This is a genomic window from Lichenibacterium ramalinae (genome assembly GCF_004137085.1).
In the GTDB taxonomy this organism is placed as follows: domain Bacteria; phylum Pseudomonadota; class Alphaproteobacteria; order Rhizobiales; family Beijerinckiaceae; genus Lichenihabitans; species Lichenihabitans ramalinae.
In genome coordinates, this window is record NZ_QYBC01000074.1 from 1 (window position 1) to 550 (window position 550).

Consider the following 550-nt stretch of genomic DNA (forward strand, 5'->3'; position numbering starts at 1 on the left):
GGTAAGGCGGACGAGGGCGCTGCCAAGGCAGGAGCTGCGTGGCAGGGGGCCGGGTTCGCTCTGAACCGTCCCGGCTCGCATCACCGCCGAAGCGATGGTGGAGCAAGACGGGATCGAGCCGACGACCTCATGCTTGCAAAGCACGCGCTCTCCCAACTGAGCTATTGCCCCTCCGTCGAAAGCTGGCGCTTCCGACTGAGGGTCAACCTCAGCCTCAAGCGCCGGCGCCGACGTCCGTCGGCTTGGCTCGCGCCATGGGGCGCGGCGGCCGGTCGGCCTGGCCGACGCTGGCCGCGTCGGACGGAACGGCACCTGACTGGTGGGCCTGGGAAGACTCGAACTTCCGACCTCACGCTTATCAAGCGCGCGCTCTAACCAACTGAGCTACAAGCCCAAAGCTGCCGATCCCCACTGAAAGGGAGCGGCGCTCATCCGCTAGCGCGGGACGGCTGTTGCCGATCCGCGCCATGATGGAAGAAAGAGAAACGAAGACGGCGGCGTCCCGCCAGAGTGGGTCCGTGATTGCGGACCCGTGATCTAAGCGACGCAA

General features: G+C 66.4%; 2 tRNA genes. Both read right to left on the bottom strand.

Going from position 1 to position 550, the window contains the following annotated elements:
* Window positions 1–95: 95 nt before the first annotated feature.
* Window positions 96–171: transfer RNA gene (locus D3272_RS27070), tRNA-Ala, on the bottom strand.
* A 146-nt stretch (window positions 172–317) separates the two neighbouring features.
* Window positions 318–394: transfer RNA gene (locus tag D3272_RS27075), tRNA-Ile, on the bottom strand.
* Window positions 395–550 lie beyond the last annotated feature (156 nt).